Annotated in this window: 14 protein-coding genes; 10 read left to right on the plus strand and 4 right to left on the minus strand. The window is 43.9% G+C overall.

Translation table 11 applies throughout. The features are described 5' to 3' along the window. Both ACED53_RS16070 and ACED53_RS16075 read right to left on the minus strand, forming a co-directional pair. Positions 1-1,168: hypothetical protein (locus ACED53_RS16070; RefSeq protein ID WP_371692879.1), on the minus strand; the 1,168-nt coding region annotated here is incomplete at its 3' end. A gap of 206 nt (positions 1,169-1,374) precedes the next feature. Then, positions 1,375-3,387 (minus strand): hypothetical protein, encoded by a 2,013-nt coding sequence (locus ACED53_RS16075; protein WP_029225372.1) that lies wholly within the window; start codon positions 3,385-3,387, stop codon positions 1,375-1,377. A gap of 134 nt (positions 3,388-3,521) precedes the next feature. On the opposite strand from ACED53_RS16075, the gene ACED53_RS16080 reads away from it, so the two are divergent. The 5 genes from ACED53_RS16080 to ACED53_RS16100 are packed head-to-tail and all read left to right on the plus strand — an operon-like array spanning position 3,522 to position 9,545. Continuing rightward, the gene (locus ACED53_RS16080) at positions 3,522-4,595 is read left to right on the plus strand and encodes a cytochrome-c peroxidase (protein ID WP_017099934.1); all 1,074 of its coding nucleotides are present in this window, start codon (positions 3,522-3,524) and stop codon (positions 4,593-4,595) included. Further along, the gene (locus ACED53_RS16085; RefSeq protein WP_017099933.1) at positions 4,582-5,748 is read left to right on the plus strand and encodes a cytochrome-c peroxidase; all 1,167 of its coding nucleotides are present in this window, start codon (positions 4,582-4,584) and stop codon (positions 5,746-5,748) included. Before ACED53_RS16080 ends, ACED53_RS16085 begins: the two co-directional genes overlap by 14 nt. Continuing rightward, on the plus strand, positions 5,745-6,329 hold the full coding sequence (locus ACED53_RS16090; RefSeq protein WP_017099932.1) for an arsenate reductase (azurin) small subunit: 585 nt from the start codon (positions 5,745-5,747) through the stop codon (positions 6,327-6,329). Before ACED53_RS16085 ends, ACED53_RS16090 begins: the two co-directional genes overlap by 4 nt. Beyond that, complete coding sequence (locus ACED53_RS16095) at positions 6,330-9,092, plus strand: molybdopterin-dependent oxidoreductase (RefSeq protein WP_017099931.1); 2,763 nt, start codon at positions 6,330-6,332, stop codon at positions 9,090-9,092. A 9-nt stretch (positions 9,093-9,101) separates the two neighbouring features. Next, on the plus strand, positions 9,102-9,545 hold the full coding sequence (locus tag ACED53_RS16100; RefSeq protein WP_004731117.1) for a CopD family protein: 444 nt from the start codon (positions 9,102-9,104) through the stop codon (positions 9,543-9,545). A gap of 165 nt (positions 9,546-9,710) precedes the next feature. Here the strand turns inward: ACED53_RS16100 and ACED53_RS16105 are convergent, their stop codons facing one another. Beyond that, positions 9,711-10,166, minus strand: a complete 456-nt coding sequence (locus ACED53_RS16105) for a plastocyanin/azurin family copper-binding protein (RefSeq protein WP_029222759.1) — start codon at positions 10,164-10,166, stop codon at positions 9,711-9,713. Positions 10,167-10,732: 566 nt separating this feature from the next. Between ACED53_RS16105 and nirB the strand changes: the two genes are divergently transcribed. The 4 genes from nirB to cobA all read left to right on the plus strand — a co-directional run bounded on the left by nirB (position 10,733) and on the right by cobA (position 15,714). Further along, positions 10,733-13,291 (plus strand): nitrite reductase large subunit NirB, encoded by a 2,559-nt coding sequence (gene nirB / locus ACED53_RS16110; RefSeq protein ID WP_102580043.1) that lies wholly within the window; start codon positions 10,733-10,735, stop codon positions 13,289-13,291. 15 nt (positions 13,292-13,306) lie between these two features. Next, on the plus strand, positions 13,307-13,630 hold the full coding sequence (nirD, locus tag ACED53_RS16115; RefSeq protein WP_009845418.1) for a nitrite reductase small subunit NirD: 324 nt from the start codon (positions 13,307-13,309) through the stop codon (positions 13,628-13,630). A gap of 175 nt (positions 13,631-13,805) precedes the next feature. After that, on the plus strand, positions 13,806-14,621 hold the full coding sequence (locus ACED53_RS16120; protein ID WP_012600575.1) for a formate/nitrite transporter family protein: 816 nt from the start codon (positions 13,806-13,808) through the stop codon (positions 14,619-14,621). Positions 14,622-14,937: 316 nt separating this feature from the next. Next, the gene (gene cobA, locus ACED53_RS16125) at positions 14,938-15,714 is read left to right on the plus strand and encodes a uroporphyrinogen-III C-methyltransferase (protein ID WP_017099929.1); all 777 of its coding nucleotides are present in this window, start codon (positions 14,938-14,940) and stop codon (positions 15,712-15,714) included. 32 nt (positions 15,715-15,746) lie between these two features. On the opposite strand, the gene ACED53_RS16130 is transcribed toward cobA, so the two are convergent. Next, positions 15,747-16,265: a DUF4174 domain-containing protein gene (locus tag ACED53_RS16130; protein ID WP_241810803.1), complete on the minus strand. Its 519-nt coding sequence runs from the start codon at positions 16,263-16,265 to the stop codon at positions 15,747-15,749. On the opposite strand from ACED53_RS16130, the gene ACED53_RS16135 reads away from it, so the two are divergent. Beyond that, positions 16,201-16,362 carry a hypothetical protein gene (locus ACED53_RS16135; protein WP_241816682.1) on the plus strand — a complete coding sequence of 54 codons (162 nt, stop codon included), beginning with the start codon at positions 16,201-16,203 and terminating at the stop codon, positions 16,360-16,362. The two genes, ACED53_RS16130 and ACED53_RS16135, sit on opposite strands and share 65 nt — an antisense overlap. The last annotated feature ends 51 nt before the right edge of the window (positions 16,363-16,413 follow it).

Here is a 16,413-nt window from a genome sequence, read left to right on the forward strand (position 1 = left end):
AGAGAAGCTGCTTAATAAGCAAGCAAATGATGACAACTACCTTGAAAAACACCGCAACGGTATCATTAAGCTGAAATTTACCATTCCCCAGATCATGAATTTGGTATTCACTTTTAGGGCCATGGGCGATCACTGTATTTACCCCCGCGTTTCCGGTTACGCGGTTGTCATGCTGGTTGATCTCAATATTCGCATCATTGTTACCTGATAGCGTTAGTTTAGTAAGGTATTGAGAGTGATGAGTATAGGACGTCACTGGGTCATACCTCATTTTAAATGTTCCGGTGAATGTATCGGCAAGGTATGCATCGTAAGTTAATGTTGGAGAGAAAATCTGTTCTACTATCGCTTGTGCATCGGGGTCTTCTTTTGAGAAATCGTCGCGGGTTTTAACTTGGTATAACCCCCACATACCTTTGCCGTTGTATGCTCCCCAAAGCCCGTAGTAGCTATCAATTACAGCGGCAAAGTACTCTTGATCAACGCAGACTTCTTCTTGCCACTCTTTTAAAATATCACGGGGTGGTGTGTAAGCATTGTTTAATGCTTGTCTCTGTATCGCATTAAATTCTTTTTGAAATTCAGGTAATGCGGTTACTGCATCTTCAGGCGCGTTAAAAACCCCGATGCCATAATCATGGACTAAATGCAGTATTTCCTCATAAGAGGCGTCACGATGCTCTTCATAATCTTGTTGGACATACCATTCACCGCCTTCAACCTGAATCTCTTCTTCGAACAAGGGCTGCCCGGGCAAGTCATCGTTGTATCGTGGCTCATCGTAATAATTCATTAGCTTTAGTATTGCGCCATTGTTGGCCATCGCGTTTGCAATCTCGCGTTTTGAGTCAGTGCTCCCATACTTAGTGCCATCAACAGGGGTTAGATAGTGGTTGAGAACATTGACGGCTTTGACTATTTGATAATTGCTCAGGCGATCCATAATCAAAATATGGATAGATTTGCCATTCGGGGCATTGACCGCTACATATCGGTTGTAGCCTGCTTGAGAGTATTCAACGAATTGAGAGGGAACGGCTTCAATCGTGACTCCATGTACAACTGACGGTGCTGCGTTTGCCTGATTGAATAGCGATTTATTTTGATTTGAACCGCATCCAATGAGAAAGATAGCTGTCGCTAAGGTAGCTAAAGATAGAGTTTTCATGACACACCTTATTATTCATACGAAGTATCAATATACGGAACTGCAGTGCGTTGTTTAGTGACAGAAGTTGCTGTTAGACAAACCCATACAATACCTTACAAATCGAGGCTAAATTCGTTGCTACTAACTTTACCGGCTGCGAGTGAAGTAAAAATGAAAGCCTCAAATAAATGGGCTTGATTTTGCTACCAAATTTGAGTTCTTTGTTAGGGGTGATTACTTGTCGTTTCAAGATACGTGAGAGTGGCTTGAAGAGTCGTTGAGGATCGGTGATCTAATTCACTTTCAAGTATTTCATAAACAGTATGTGCTTCAAAGTTTGCCAACTGTGGATAAAGCAACGGCTCTTCCAAAAGCAACCCGATCAGTTTCTTCTGGGGACAAACACCATTAAGCGCAAGTTGATTGAGCGCTGCGTGCTGAATGCCGATATACGAATGTTTGATCAATTCTAATAATTGTTGCTCGTCATTGATGTGTTTTATTAAGCCGACTCTTAAAGATAAGCAGGGTGATGACATCAGTGACAAACGGTTCTGTTGTATCCAATCATCGCCAAGCCAGTCGAGGATGTCGCCGATATTTTCGGATTGCTCATCTAGCAAGAGTTCTAACGTGAGCTGATTAAAGCGTGATGATTGTACATCGGAAAAGCTTATGCTGTGTCTACATAAGGCATGAATCAAGGCGTAAAACGCCGCTTTGGTTAGATAACTTATTTTGTCGTCAGAGCAAAGGCCGCACAGCCATGTTTTGTTTGAGCAAAACTCTAGAGCGATCGCTTGATTTTCTAGAGCCTCTATCTTTGCAGATCTGTTAGAACGCTTCTTAACTGATGTTAAGCTTGAGGGGGCGGTAGATACAGCTGGAGAGTGAGTTTGCATTAGTGAATCAAGTGTTGATGTCACAAGTGCTGACTGTTCATTGGTGCCATTGATTACCGTGTTATTCATTTCATCTATAGGGGCGATGCTCGTTGTTGTTCTAGGTTTTAATGAAGAATCCGCAACTATGATACCTGATGTCCCTAAAGTGAGTTCTTTTAAATAGCTTTGGTGGCTAGTTTTTGGGTTTTTCGAAAGGTGTTCAATCAACAGTCGCTTGATTGAGTTACTGCAAGCTTCCTGCTGAAGTTGTTGCCGAATAAAGGCAACGCTAAATTGTTCGGAAGTTTCAGTTAATAGGCTGTTTAGGCTGTCGAGTTGTTCTGACTCTTCCAACTTTGAAAACACTTGATAGAAATGGGGTATAAAACGGGCTAGTTGCAACTGTTTATGCTGAGTTTCCAAATTTGAAATCAGTAAAATGGCCGCTGCGGTTGCATTGGCTAGATTCGGTTTATTTTGAAGTTGGTCAATGACATGCAGTTTATCTTTGTTACTCATTAGCCCTATGAGTGAGTTGAGCAGCATACCAGATAGCAGCAATTCAAAATTAAGGTGCTTTATATCTACTAGGTAATTCCATTTCGTTAATTGATGTACAGAGCTCTCTCTGATGGATGGGTCTGAATGAGACAGGCCGTTTAAAAATACCTGCAGATATTCACGACAATCCATTTCAGATAGACGCTGAAATGCCACTTTTTGACAGCTAATATCAGGGTGTTGTGTGGCTTTGTACAATACGACTTTGTCTTGAGTGTTTCTCAAAAAAATCCGAGTATCAGCGGTGCTTTTGAGTACGTTGTTTTCATTTAGCAGAGTCGGGGAGTGGCACGAAAGTAAAGCAATGAGTTTGCCTTTTAGATCTGGCTCGGGGTCATTCTGAAGTCGGTGTAGTAAACGCAGAGACTGTTCGTGATCTAGTTGGTGTTTGTGATTGTCTAAAATCCGCGCAGCAATCAAGCTGATGTCATCTCCGTCATTCCACCCCCCATCCCAGTAGTCATTTTCGTCGCATACTGCTTCTAATAATACAGGAACAGCGAGTACAGAGTGTTGGTTGTTCTCAATAGCCATTAACGATGCCAATTTAATTTCGCTGTCGTCCCAGTATTGATAGCAGTTGAGGATGGGCTCAATAGGCGCTGCATTATCTAAAGCGAGGCATTCAAGACTAGTGAGAACAAGGTCAGGATTCTGGGACTCTAACCTTTCTATAATCAGATATTTAGTGTTTTGAAAACGGCTTAATATTTGTGCTGCCAATACCTGTTCGGATAGGTTTCCAGTCAAATAGATGTGTTTAACTTTGTGAAGTAATTTATCTAGAGACATTTATTCAAGCACCACTGAATTAACAAGTTTGAATAATAACTCTTATCATTTCTAATTGTATGATCCTAATCATATCTTTAATGTTTCATGTGTTAATAATAGGGGTAGATGATAGTAACCCCGAAGGAATGTCGATGAGCATCGCACTAAAAATCTTGGTAGGAGTGTGTGCCCTTTTCTCTGCAACTCTATACGCCGCTCTGCCCCCTATGAGTATAAATACGGCGAAGGCAGAACTCGGTAAACGACTGTTTTTTGATACGCGCTTGTCCGGGGACGACTCGATATCGTGCTCCAGTTGCCACATTCCGTCTAATGGTTTTTCTTACCCTGAACCGTTGAGCCCTGCCTATACGGGGAGTGATGGATTTCGTAATGCTCCAACACTTATTAATACAGTCTATAAAGAAGTGTGGTTTCACGATGGTCGTATTGGCACCAACCTAAACGATGTGGTGCGGGAGAATATCACTGAAGACTGGCTGATGAATATGGACATGCGTTTGATGCAGGAACGCCTCAAACAAGACCCAATATACGTCGAGATGTTTAAAGCGGCCAATCTTGGAGAACCGTCAAATGGCGGAGTACGCAAAGCTCTGCCTGAATACCTAAAAACATTGATTTCGAAAAACGTCCCTTTTGACAAGGGTGAGCTTAGCGACTTAGCGAGCCAGGGAGAAAAACTGTTCACAGGCAAAGCGGGGTGCAGCCAATGCCATAGTGGCGCGCTGTTTTCGGACGGAAAGGCACACAATACCGGAGTGCCAGAAAATCATGAGATATTTTTAGACCCCATGCGACATCAATCTTTTCTTGCCTACAACATGTTTATGGGTGTGCAAGATTACTTAACGTTAAAGCGCGATGTTGGTGCGCATGTTCAAACTCATAAAGCGGATGGTAGCGATCGCGGTAAGTTCATAACGCCAACGCTGCGAGAGCTCAGTCAAACTGCGCCGTATATGCACAATGGCATGCTTGCCACGCTTGAAGATGTGGTTGAATTTTATAATCAAGGTGGTGGCGAAGACTCAAACAAAGACTCTCGACTGACCACACTTTCTCTAACGGACTATGAGAAAAAGGCGCTGGTGGCCTTTTTGGAATCGTTATCTGGAGACGCCCTAATAGGCGAAGAATATGAATGGTTAGACTATGACTTCGGCTACGAATACACGGAGGATTGGTCAAATGCTCGTAACTAAGCGCTCTGTATTAAAGGCAGCACTCTTTATTCTTATTGGGATGACGGGGCTTCCCAATGTTGTTAATGCAAAGGTACAGCTTGAGCCTCTAGGGGAGGTGCCTGTGCCTGCGGATAATAAACAAACACCCGAAAAAATTGAGTTGGGAAAGATCTTATTTTATGACGGTCGGCTAAGTGGCGATACGACTAGCCCATGTGCTGGTTGCCATATTCAATCTCAGGGCTGGGGTTTTCCTGATGACTTATCCATGGGATATCCGGGTACGGTACATTGGCGTAATAGCCAAACGATTATTAATGCGGCTTATTATGACAAATTTTTCTGGGCGGGCAGCGCTATGTCATTGGAAGCGCAAGCCAAAGATGCTGCGAAGGGCGCGGTCGCGGGTAATGGTGAAGATGACATCATGGAAGCGCGTTTAGCGTTAGTACCTGAGTATGTTGAACGTTTTAAGCGAGTGTTTGGTGATGATACTCCGAAAATACACAACGCTTGGCGTGCTATAGCCGCGTTTGAACGTACGATGATTCAACGCGACACACCAATAGACAACTATTTACTCGGTGACAAAACCGCTTTGTCTGAGTCCCAATTGAAGGGTAAAGCACTGTTTGAGGGCAAAGCGAATTGCATAGCTTGTCACAACGGGGCTTTGGCTTCTGACCAGAAATTCTACAACATTGGCGTGCCGCCAAGCCCTTGGTGGAATGATGATGGACTGGCACAGATAACGTTTCGATTTGAGCTTTATTCTAAAGGTGTCACCGAAGAGATGTACCGCACTACAAAGGCTGATCCCGGTGCTTACTTTCGTGCAAAACGTAAAGAGATGTTAGGTAAGTTTCGCACGCCAAGCCTACGTTATACAAAATACACTGCGCCCTACATGCACAATGGCACTATTCCAACTTTAGAAGCGGTGATTGATTTCTACGACCGAGGTGGTGTAGCGGATGACGGGCGTACTACAGGGTATCCTCAGACCAAATCTGCTTTGATCCAACCTCTCGGTTTAACGGAGCAAGATAAAAAAAACTTACTGAGTTTTATCGAAGCATTTTCAGGTGAACAGATTTTTATTGAAGAGCCAACCATTCCAGAATACCAACCGCTATTTACTAAAGAAGAACTTGCTGGAGCAGAGAAATGATCGCCAACTCAGAGCAAAATTCGAGTAAACGACACAACAAATGCATGATGTCACGACGTGATTTTTTACTTTATTCAGGCGCAGCTACTGCCGTATCAATGGTTCCTCTTACCTTATTTGCAGGCACGGATTCTGAAACTCAGGTTGAAGGTCGTATTGTTGGTTACCCGCGTAAGAAAATCGCAAAGTTAAGTCAACTCAGTAACCACACTCCGGTTCACTTTCAATATCCAGATGAAGGAAAAAACTCGATTGCGATGCTGGTTAAATCCGACGTCGAATGTGGCGGTGGGATAGGGTTACAGCGAGATATTGTGGCGTACTCGATGACGTGTACTCATCAAGGTGGGCCTTTAACCGGTGCTTATAAAGCAACAGGAGAGCATCGCATTGTAGGTCAGTGTCCATTCCACCTATCTACATTCGATTTGCGTCGTCATGGCATTATGGTATCTGGTCAAGCCTTTGAGAGCTTACCTCAAGTACTGCTGGAGCTAGATGGTGATGATATCTATGCGGTTGGCGTGATGGGGTTGATCTTTGGTCGAATGGAAAATCTGATCGATGTGGAGGTAAGCTAGATGACTCAATTTTCTTTTAACGATAAATTGGCTGCAAACGATAAATCTGCCTTAAACGATCAACCGGCTTTAAACAGCCAGTATCTGCAACCGACTAGTACATTACTGCCACCTGCTAGTGCGGAAGTCATCACAACAGCATGTGACTATTGTATTGTTGCGTGTGGTTACAAAGTCTATCGTTGGCCTGTGAGTAGCCCTTCAGGAGGGCCTGCTGCAAGTGAAAATGCATTTGGTGTCGACTTCCCCGTTCATGCATTACAAGCTTGGGTTTCGCCACAGCAACATAATATTGTTTCGCATAATGGCAAACCACACCATGTGGTTGTAGTCGCAGACAAAGACATACAGGTCGTCAATAAAGGCGGTGATTCTTCTGTTCGTGGTGGACTGCTCGCAAGAAAGCTTTATAACCCAGAAACACCAACCAAAGATCGATTGAAACAACCACTTGTTCGAATTAACGGTCAGTTACAACCTGTAGAATGGGATTTTGCGTTGGATATAGCGGCCCAAGTTGGCCGTCATGTGATTGATACGCACGGTTCGAACAGTTACTGCGTAAAAACCTATTCTTATCAGTATATTGAAAACACCTATGCAATAACAAAGTATGCATTGCGTCATGTCAATACCGCGAATTTTTCGTTTCATGACACGCCGTCAGATGTCACCGCAACCCCAGGGTTTCGAGATGCGGGTTTTGATAATTTTGCTCCAAGTTATGATGACTGGGGCACGGCAGATACTTTGATGATCTGCGGAACGGATCCGTATGAGACCAAAACCATCATTTTTACGCAGTTCATTATGCCTGCGGTGCATCGTGGAATGAAAACCGTGATTTTGAACCCTCGTGAAACCGCTGGAATAGCGTGGCTTAAAGCTCAAGGAGGATTGCACCTCGATATTAATCCCGGCAGCGATAATCTTGTGATTGGCGCAATTGCTCGGGTGATCTTAGAGCAAGGATGGCAAGACAATGAATGGATTGAAAACTGGGTCAATAATAAGTGGGAATCAAGCTCTGGCTTTGGCCAAGGTACACGTAACACACCTTGGCAGTGGAGAACCACTTGGGGCAAGTTCCAAACCGATGGCTTTGATGATTATAAGCAATGGAATTTAGAGCAGAAAGAGTTCGCACCTGAGTATGCCGCGTCGATAGCGGGTATCGACGTCGAGAAGATCCACAAAGCTGCCGAGATGTTGGCAATGCCAGTGAATGGTCAACGAGTTAAAGCATCAATTGGTATAGAGAAGGGCTTTTATTGGTCGAACAATACCGGAAATACCAACGCCATCGCCTCCCTTGCAACGATCATCGGTACTGGTGGCCGCGAAGGGCGTGTCATTGGTCGGTTTGGTGGACATCAACGCGGTGGGTTAGCGGGTGGGAAACTTCCAAGAAACAAGTCACCTGAAAAAGTCGCAGGCAGACGCAGACGCTCAATAGACACCGATAGATATCTCTATTCCGGACATACTCGTATGGCACATGTTATTGGTACAACATGGATTCAAGCTATGTGTGGCAGCTATGGGTTGAAAGAGAAATTCACTGACTTAACGACACGTAACCCTCACCAAGCGACGCGACGTGATAAACAGCACATTATAGATACACTCAAAAAGCGTGCAGATTCCGGTGGAATGGTCGTCATCAATCAAGATATTTATTTACGTGATCCTATTGGTAAACAATTCGCTGATATCATCTTTCCGGCCGCGACTTGGGGGGAAGAGGATTTCATGCGCGCTAATGGTGAGCGTCGTCTACGCCTTTACCAAAAGTTCGCTGATGCGCCGGGTCAGGCTAAGCCAGACTGGTGGATTGTTGCTCAAATGGCTTCGCGAATGGGGTACGACGGGTTTGATTGGCAAAACTCGAATGACGTAGCCGAAGAGTCATCACGATTTAGCCGTGGTAGCCGTAAAGATTTCAATATGATCAAAGTTGCAGCACATGCTGAAGGGAAAACTCTTCATCAAAAGCTCGCTGAATTTGGTACTGAAGGGATTCAAGGGCCTGTTTTTTATAACTATGATACCAAAAAGCTGATTGGCACTAAGCGCTTGCATGACACTGAAATGAGTTGGGATGATTTGGTCGACAAAGGGCTACAGGATGGGCCTCAAGGCGCCAATATTATGCGTAAACAGCTCACTCAATTTAATAGTCAGACGGGGAAGGTCAATCTTCAAAAACATCCTTGGGATCTGTTTAGTGATTTCCATGCTTGGCTTACTCCCCAAAAGGACGAGTTGTGGTTCTCTAATGGTCGTATCAACGAAATTTGGCAGTCAGGGTTTGATGATACCGAGCGCAGGCCTTACATCACTCATCGCTGGCCTGAAAACTGGATTGAAGTTCACCCAGAAGATGCGGAAAAGCGGGGCATAGAAGCCGGAGATGAAGTGCTTGTGTACTCGGAGCGGGTGGCCAATTTTAAAGATACGATTCTGGGTATCGAGTCAGATGATTTTCAGTTTAGTAACCTAATGAAAAATGGTCACATTCAACTGGATTACGCGGAGATTAAAGCCGTTGCGATTGTCACCTCAGCCACGAAAAAAGGTGTGTTGTATTGCAATATGATGGACATGAAGAACCCAGCGAATGCTTTAACAACAAGGGTAGTTGACCAAATCAGTGGTAACTACAACTACAAAATGGGCGTCGCCAAAATAAAGAAAATTGGTGAATCAAAATATAAGCGTGAGTTTGAAGGGTTCTCCTTTGCACCACGTAACATTGTGTAAGGGAAGTTTATGTTTGGCGTATTATTGGTTTTGCATGTATTGGCTGCCACCATTTGGACGGGAGGGCACATTATTCTCAGCGTCGTTATCCTTCCTAAAGTCTTGAAACACCGTTCTCCAGAAATGTTATTGGAATTTGAGCAAGGGTACGAAAAGGTGGGAATGCCTGCTTTGGTAGTTCAAGTGGTGACTGGGTTGATGCTCGCTTATCACATGTTACCGGACGTTAGCTTATGGTTTGATATGTCGATTCCACTGGCTCATGGCATTGCCGCTAAATTGACGTTGCTGTCTCTGACGGTATTGCTAGCCCTAGACGCACGCTTTCGTGTGATTCCAAAACTATCGAAGGACAACTTGGTTGATATGGCGCTGCATATTGTGCCAGTGACCATTATTTCAATTTTGTTTGTGGTTGTCGGAGTTTCATTTAGAACGGGTTGGCTAGTTTGATATGTTTGTACGTTTAGTGCGGAATATTTGACCATGTCTAAGTAGATAACAAGAAACAGCGCCAATTCGGCGCTGTTTCTTGTTACTGACCTCTTAGCCAGCCTTCAGGCTGGCATTCCTATCACACATCAACAGAGAGTTGATGCTTCAAGACAGGGACAAAGGTTATTTAATTTTTTGCTCTGCTTGATCGAGCAAGCCTTGCATCTTTTTCTGAGCTCTGCGACTCACGCGTTTTTTGGCCGCGGTGCGAGCTTCTTCTAAGTTAACACTTGGATCACCAACAACCACGAGCGCCACCATTCCGTGTCTGTGGTGCACTTTACATTTGATTCCGTACACTCCGGGCTTATCAAAAGTGACTTCCTGAGCGTTTGACCCGGATATCATAAGAGGTTTAGCTCCGTCAGGAAGCATCCCTTGAATGCTATGAGCAGTATGAGAGCCAACGGTTCCTTTAAAAAGCACCTTGTCACCAGGTTCGATTTCTACGTAATCAGGAATGAATTGATACATCTTGTCGATGTTTTCAGAATTCATGTCCATCACTTGTTTGATGACCTTTGTTTCAGCAAACGCAGGGGCTGCAATAATAGATAGGATTAGTAAAATTAGGCGCATCGTATTCACTCTATTAAATAAGAATTATTTTCAACAATGCTAATTTATTCAGGGTTTGGTTGGAAGTTGATTTTTACATCACACATGTGAATCAAAAGGGTTCTTGTGTTAGATCAAGCAAACAAACCGATGACCCAAGCTATAAACTGAATTCATCACGACATTAAAGGGCGAACAGCTTTGTTTACATTCCGAATAGGTAGGAGTGGTTTTCACAATTACACATAGTTTTTCACGCAAACGGTGTTCTACATGTATTTATAGGCTTCTATATATATTTATAAGAACCTAAATGAAAATGATTGTTATTTACTTACGTTATTGGTAACCTATTGTGAAATTTTACAACATTCCGCCCAATGCACCAAAGTGTATATAAAACCCCGCTAAGCCCTATGTAAACTGTGGTTATTCGTTTGCTTTGCTTGTTAATTAAGCATATCTACCTCTTTTGTTCTACCCCTTTAGGGTAGTTTGTTTTCGTAATTGATTTACATCATATTTTCATTTTCTTTCATAATTCATTATTCGCTCAGTTAAGAAATATATAACCTTCAGGAATTCTTATGAGCAAGATGAAGCTAGTCGTAATCGGTAACGGGATGGTCGGTCATCGCTATATCGAAGATTTAGTCGAGAAGACAGATGTTGCAAACATGGACATCACGGTGTTCTGTGAAGAACCACGTGTTGCGTATGACCGTGTGCACCTTTCTTCTTACTTTTCACACCATACTGCAGATGAACTTTCTTTGGTAAAAGAAGGCTTCTACGAGAAACACGGCATCAACATGCTGATCGGTGAACGTGCTATCAACGTTAACCGTGAAAAGAAAACAGTTTACTCAAGCACGGGTCGTGAAATTCAATACGACAAACTTGTTCTTGCTACTGGTTCTTTCCCGTTTGTACCGCCAATTAAAGGCCACGAAGGTAAAGACTGTTTTGTTTACCGTACTATCGAAGACTTAAAAGCTATCGAAGCGACGGCAAAGAATTCTAAATCTGGTGTTGTTGTTGGTGGTGGTCTACTTGGTCTTGAAGCGGCTGGTGCACTAAAGGCATTAGGTGTGACGACTCACGTTGTAGAGTTTGCTCCCAAGCTTATGGCAGAGCAGCTTGATCTTGCTGGTGGTAATCAACTTCGTCAAAAAATCGAACGTATGGGCGTAAACGTTCATACAAGTAAGAACACGCTTGAAATTGCTCCTGAAGGCACTGAAGCTCGTAACGTAATGCGTTTTGCAGACGGTACAGAGCTAGAAACTGATTTCATCGTATTCTCTGCTGGTATTCGCCCACAAGACAAACTTGCTCGTCAAATGGGCCTAGGTATTGCGCCTCGCGGTGGTATCGAGATTAACGATCACTGTCAAACGACAGACAAAGATATCTACGCTATCGGTGAGTGTGCATCTTGGAACCAAACGTTCTACGGTCTAGTGGCTCCTGGTTACAAAATGGCGACCGTTGCGGTTGACCACGTTGTTGGTAACGAAAGCACATTTGAAGGTGCAGACATGTCTGCGAAGCTTAAGCTTCTTGGCGTGAAAGTAGGTTCTATCGGTGATGCTAACGGCCGCACTCCAGGTTGTAAGAGCTACGTTTACCAAAACGAAGAACAAGAAATTTACAAGCGACTAATCGTTTCTGAAGACAACAAGAAGCTGCTTGGTGCGGTAATGGTCGGTGATACGTCTGACTATGGTGATCTTCTTCAGCTAATGCTGAATGAAATCGACCTGCCAGAGCATCCAGATGCATTGATTCTTCCTGCTCACGCGGGTGCTGAAAAGCCAACACTTGGCGCGGATTCTCTTCCTGAGTCTGCTGTTATCTGTTCTTGTTTCGATGTAACTAAAGGCAAGATTGCACAAGCCGTTGCTGAAGGTCACCACACCATTGGTGATATCAAAGCAGTAACTGGTGCTGGTACTGGCTGTGGTGGTTGTATTCCACTTGTGACTTCAGTACTGAACGCTGAACTTGCTAAAGCCGGTGTTGAAGTGAAGAACGACGTATGTGAGCACTTTGCTTACTCTCGCCAAGAGCTTTTCCACTTGATTCGTATCGAAGAAATCAAAACATTCGATGAGTTACTAGAGAAATACGGTAAAGGCTACGGCTGTGAAGTATGTAAGCCTCTAGTGGGTTCTATTCTTGCTTCTTGCTGGGGTGAGCACATCCTTAAGCCTGAGCTAGTGAAACTGCATGATACCAACGATAACTTCCTAGGTAACATCCAAAAAGACGGTACTTACTCTGTTATCCCTCGTATGGCAGGTGGTGAAGTAACGCCTCAAGCACTAAGCGTTCTTGCTGATGTAGCGGCTGAATACAACCTTTACACCAAGATCACAGGTGCTCAGCGTATCGGTCTATTCGGTGCTCAAAAAGATGACTTACCAGCAATCTGGAAGAAGTTAGTTGCTGCGGGCTACGAAACAGGTCAAGCGTACGCGAAGGCGCTACGTATGGCTAAGACATGTGTCGGTTCAACTTGGTGTCGTTACGGCGTTCAAGATTCAGTTGGCCTAGGTGTGATGATCGAGAACCGTTACAAAGGCATCCGTACTCCTCATAAGATGAAGTTTGGTGTGTCTGGCTGTACTCGTGAGTGTGCTGAAGCTCAAGGTAAAGACTTAGGTATTATCGCGACTGACGCAGGTTGGAACATGTACGTATGTGGTAACGGTGGTATGAAGCCTCGTCACGCAGACTTACTTGCAAGCGACCTAGACCAAGAAACGCTGATCAAATACATCGACCGTTTCATGATGTTCTACATCCGCACGGCTGCGCCACTACAACGTACTTCGGTATGGATGGACAACCTAGAGGGTGGTGTTGACTACCTACGTGAAGTGATTGTCGACAACAAGCTTGGCATCAATGACCAACTTGAAGCGGACGTAGCTGGCCTTGTGGGTAACTTTGCTTGTGAGTGGACTGACACTATCAACGACGAAGCTCAACTTAAGCGCTTCTCACACTTCATCAATGCTGACGACCGTGATGAAAACGTTGTGTTTGTTGACGATGGCCGTGAACAACACCGCCCAGCAACATTCACAGAAAAACACCCAGAAGCGAAGGGCGATATCCTTCACGTTGAACTGGTTTAATTGGGAGACGACATCATGGCATTTACCAAAGTTTGTAAGATCGAAGACATTATTCCAGGTACCGGTGTTTGTGCGTTGGTTGGTGGTGAGCAAGTGGCTATTTTCCGCCCAACTAAAGCCGAAGAAGTGTTCGCTATTAGTAACACTGACCCGTTTTTTCAATCAAACGTTTTATCTCGCGGTTTAACGGTTGAGCACAAAGGTGAGCTTTGGGTGGCAAGCCCACTTAAGAAGCAACGCTTTAACCTAGCAACAGGTGTGTGCATGGAAGACGAGAGCTTCAGTGTAAAAGCGTATAAAGCTCGCGTTACTAAAGGTGCTGTAGAAGTTTCAGCATAGTTAGTTCGAAACCATAGCTAGTGCGAAATCATAGTTAGTTCGAAATTTCGACACAGTTACTTAGCAAGATTTGATAGATCAAGGGTTCTAGCTATCGACATTGCCTTAATTCGGCAATTAGAACCTTTTCCTATCCGATTTCAACTTTTAATTTTAACTTTTTAAGGACAATCTTATGTCTACTGATTTTAAACCAGCAGAATTCGTTCAAACAATGATCGATGTAGGTGAAGCGAAAACGAAAACAAGTACTCGTGATCTACTGATTCGAAGCACAATGGCAGGCATCATTCTTTCTCTTGCTGTTGTAGTGGCAATCACGACTATCGTGCAAACAGGCATTGGTATTGTTGGCGCTCTTGTGTTCCCTGTGGGCTTCGTCATTCTAAGTGTAATGGGCTATGACCTAGTAACCGGTGTATTTGGCCTTGCTCCTTTAGCGAAATTTGATAACCGTCCAGGTATTACTTGGGGTCGTATTTTACGTTGTTGGGGTCTTGTTGGTCTTGGTAACCTTATCGGTTCTTTAATTGTTGCAGTGTTAGTGGCAATTTCACTTACAGGTAACTTCTCTTTAGAACCAAACGCAGTTGCTCAAAAGTTCATTGCTGTTTCTACAGGTCGTAGCCTAGGGTTTGAAAACATGGGCATGGACGGCTGGATCACATGTTTCGTGCGCGGCATCTTCTGTAACCTAATGGTTTGTCTAGGTGTGATTGGTAACATGACTGCACGTACAGTTGCTGGTCGTGTAGCAATGATGTGGTTCCCGATCTTCATCTTCTTCGCACTTGTATTTGAGCACACAGTGGTAAACATGTTCCTATTCCCACTGGGTATGATTCTTGGCGCTGACTTCGGTATCGCGACATGGTTGAACTTCAACCTTATCCCAACAATCTTAGGTAACATCGTTGGTGGCCTACTGTTAACGTGTGTTCCTCTATACCTGACTCATGCTAAAACAGCTCCTTCTCTAGGCGCGAAGTAATACGGTAAACGTAAGTTAGTATGAGATTGAAAGCCCCAACAACGTGTTTGGGGCTTTTTTAGTTTGAAAGCTGTCAGTGTATTCTCGGGCAGACAACATCTTAGTTATCATAGATGCGTTGTTTGCTATTGAGCAAAACATCCGCAATAGATTGTTTTGTTATAATTATTTCTATCTTCGTTAGTATTTAGACTGAATATTTATTTCAACACCTGATAGTCTAAGAGTTAAGGATTTTGATAAGTCATCATGAATACAGTGACTTATCACATAGATTGAAGCTTGAGATAAAACAAGCAAACCTTCGGAGCGCAGAATGTCAGAAGTATCGTCATCGAATGTTAAAGAAGTAAGCAATGGATTTGTTTCATTGGTAGGTGCAGGTCCGGGCGACCCAGACTTACTTACACTAAAAGCCGCACGAGTGATTCAACAAGCAGACGTTTTGGTTTATGACCGCTTGGTATCAAAAGATATCTTAGCGATGGCTAATCCAGAAGCTGAAATGTTGTATGTGGGTAAGAAGCTCGATCATCACTGCGTGCCACAAGATCAGATCAACCAACTATTGGTGACCAAAGCACAAGAAGACAAGCACGTTGTGCGTCTAAAAGGTGGTGATTCGTTTATCTTTGGCCGTGGTGGCGAAGAGTGCGAAACGTTAGCTGAGAATGACGTGAGATTTGAAGTGATTCCTGGCATTACTGCAGCCGCAGGAGCGACCGCATATGCGGGAATTCCATTGACTCACCGTGACCACGCGCAAAGCGTACAGTTTATTACGGGTCATTTGAAGAAAGATGGCGAAGATATTGACTGGCGTTCTCTTGCTCAACACAATCACACGATCGTGTTTTACATGGGCTTGAAAGAGAGTCCGAATATTCAGAAGAATTTACTCGATAACGGTATGCGAGAAGACATGCCAGTTGCGATTATCGAAAATGGCACTCGCCAAGAACAGAAAGTGTTTAGAGGTGGGCTACGTGACCTAGCTGATCTTGCTGGCGTTGCAAAGAGCCCAGCACTGATTGTGGTTGGAAGTGTTGCTCAGCTCCATGAAAAACTGGCTTGGTTTAACAAGCCAGCTTAAGTGATTGATGATCAAGCTTAGCTGACTAAGAATCAAATACTGCAGCGGCTACTCTGTCGCTGCATTTCTTGTTGGCGCATGGGCATTTCGTCAATAATATTGGTGATTAAACTCCAGTCGGTTTTACCACTCCACCTGTGTTTCTCTTTCCCGTCTTTGCCAATCAACACGGCAGTGTGTGAACCTTTGGGTATTCCATAACTGTTAGTCACTGCATCCAAATTAAACTCTTCAACTAACCATGCAGGAACGGTGTAGCCGCTTTCGGCGATGACCATGATAACTACATCTCGCTCGTCCAATTGACAATTGTTAATCAAGACTTCATTGAGAAACTCTTTTACGATCGAATCATCTGTTGGAGCGAAATAAATAACACTGCGGTGTGGCAGAGCTTTGGAATGAGAGTAGGCTGGGTAGGCGTGTAACGAGTTGACTGACAGAATCATAAACATAACCGTGCTTGTTATTAAAGCGTTCAGTGTTTTGGAAATTACGTTTGTTACCGATGCCTTAGTTATCGCTGCCTTAGTTATGGCTGCGTTAGCTATTGCCGCGCAGCAACGTCTCAATACTGAGTCAAAGGTGTCGCTGCCGAGGCATGATCTGATTATTTGTCGGTACTTCATGTTCCACCTTCCTCGATAAACCCAAACAAGCTCTAAGTTAATAACAACTACGTTAAGCATAAGCATAGCT

Source organism: Vibrio sp. 1F169 (assembly GCF_041439605.1).
GTDB lineage: Bacteria > Pseudomonadota > Gammaproteobacteria > Enterobacterales > Vibrionaceae > Vibrio > Vibrio tasmaniensis_A.